Origin of the sequence: Streptomyces sp. MZ04, assembly GCF_004684775.1 — a bacterium.
Lineage (GTDB): Bacteria > Actinomycetota > Actinomycetes > Streptomycetales > Streptomycetaceae > Streptomyces.
Genome location: NZ_SRIC01000540.1, coordinates 1 through 1,873, shown reverse-complemented (window position 1 = coordinate 1,873; position 1,873 = coordinate 1). Strand labels below are relative to the sequence as shown.

The following is a 1,873-nucleotide window of genomic DNA, read 5'->3' as shown; positions in this document are numbered from 1 at the left end:
GGCGGGGGCCGGGGCCGCTCGTGGACGGGTACGCGACGGCGTTCTGGGTCGCTGCGGCGCTCCTGGCCGCGGCCGCCCTTGCGACAGCCGTGCTGCATCGCGCGCCCGCACGGCTCCGACCTGCACAGACGTACACCCAAGAAGAAACTTCGAAGAATCTCGGCGACGATGTCGATCCGGGCGTCTCCCGTTCGACGCATGGGTGAGAGGCGGGAAGAAGCCCCGCCCGCGCACCGAATGGAGAACCGGTCATGCCGCGTTACCTGACGATGATCCGCATCGACGAGAAGAACTCTCCCGAGGGCGGCCCGAGCCCCGAGATGGGGCAGCGCATGGGCGAGCTGCTCGAGGAGATCACCAAGGCGGGCGTCATGCTCGACACCGCCGGCCTCACGCCGACGTCCGAGGCCTCCCGGGTGCACTGGGAGGGCGGCCGCATCTCCGTCACGGACGGTCCGTTCACCGAGGCCAAGGAGGTCGTCGGCGGCTACTCGATCTCGCAGTGCAAGGACAAGGCCGAGGCCATCGAGTGGGCCAGCCGCTTCCTGAAGATCCACGACGAGGAGTGGACGGTGACGGCCGAGGTCCGGGAGATCGCGGAGGGCTGAGTCCTTGCGGTGCCCCGCGTCTTTGCGGTGCCCCGCGTCTTTGCGGTGCCCCGCGTCTTTGCGGTGCCTGGCGCAGGGTGCTCTGATGGGTGGCCGTGACGGCCCACTCTTCTGAGCACCCTCGCCCGGACGCCTCCCGCAGCGCCATCGACACCGTTTTCCGGATCGAGTCGCCGCGCGTGGTCGCCGGTGTCGCGCGGATCGTGCGCGACGTGGGCATCGCGGAAGAGCTCGCACAGGACGCGCTGGTCGCCGCGCTCGAACAGTGGCCCGCGACCGGCGTCCCCGACAACCCGGGGGCCTGGCTGATGACCACGGCCAAGCGCCGCGCCATCGACCTCGTACGCCGCAGGGAGCGCTACGCGCGCAAGCTGGCGGAGATGGGCCGCGACCTGGAGGCGGCGCCGCCGTCCGCCGACGACCCGGCCGACGCCGATCCCGACGACATCGACGACGACCTCCTGCGCCTCGTCTTCACCGCCTGCCACCCGGTGCTCTCCGCCGAGTCCCGCATCGCGCTCACACTGCGGCTGCTCGGCGGTCTGACGACGACGGAGATCGCCCGCGCGATGCTGGTCCCCGAGCCGACGGTGGCCCAGCGCGTGGTGCGCGCGAAACGCACCCTCGCCGCCAAGGGCGTGCCCTTCGAAGTTCCGTACGGCCCCGACCGCGAGGCCCGCCTCGGATCGGTCCTGGAGGTCATCTACCTCATCTTCAACGAGGGGTACGCGGCCACGGCCGGCGACGACTGGCTGCGCCCTTCCCTCTGCGAGGACGCGCTCCGCCTCGCCCGCGTGCTGTCCGGTCTGATGCCGAAGGAACCCGAAGTGCACGGCCTGGCGGCGCTGTTGGAGCTCCAGGCCTCGCGCGCCGGGGCGCGGACGGGGCCTGCGGGCGAGCCGGTGCTCCTCGCGGTGCAGAACCGGCGCCGCTGGAACCAGGCGCTGATCCGGCGCGGCTTCGTACGAGGAGACGGACTGGGCCCAGATCGCCGCCCTGTACGCCCTGTTGGCCGAGCGGGCTCCCTCACCGGTGGTCGAACTGAACCGCGCGGTGGCGGTCTCGATGGCCTCCGGCCCGTCGGATGCGCTGCCGCTGGTGGACGCGCTGGCCTCCGAACCGGCCCTGAAGGGCTACCACTTGCTGCCGAGCGTGCGGGGTGACCTGCTGCTGCGGCTCGGCCGCCGGGCGGAGGCGCGGGCGGAGTTCGAGCGGGCGGCGGGGCTTGCGCGGAATGCGAGGGAGCGGGAGCTGCTGTTGGGGCG

At 72.2% G+C, this 1,873-nt stretch carries 1 protein-coding gene and 2 pseudogenes; all 3 read left to right on the top strand.

Annotated features, from left to right (window positions below; all coding sequences use genetic code 11):
* A pseudogene (locus E2651_RS44915) lies at positions 1-206 on the top strand (MFS transporter); the annotation flags it as partial.
* A 45-nt stretch (positions 207-251) separates the two neighbouring features.
* On the top strand, positions 252-608 hold the full coding sequence (locus E2651_RS42945) for a YciI family protein (RefSeq protein ID WP_135336687.1): 357 nt from the start codon (positions 252-254) through the stop codon (positions 606-608).
* Positions 609-703: 95 nt separating this feature from the next.
* Positions 704-1,873: pseudogene (locus E2651_RS42940) on the top strand (sigma-70 family RNA polymerase sigma factor); the annotation flags it as partial.

Coding starts and splice junctions, on each gene's coding strand:
- E2651_RS42945 (WP_135336687.1), top strand. CDS start 252: ATGCCGCGTTACCTGACGATGATCCGCATCGACGAGAAGAACTCTCCC.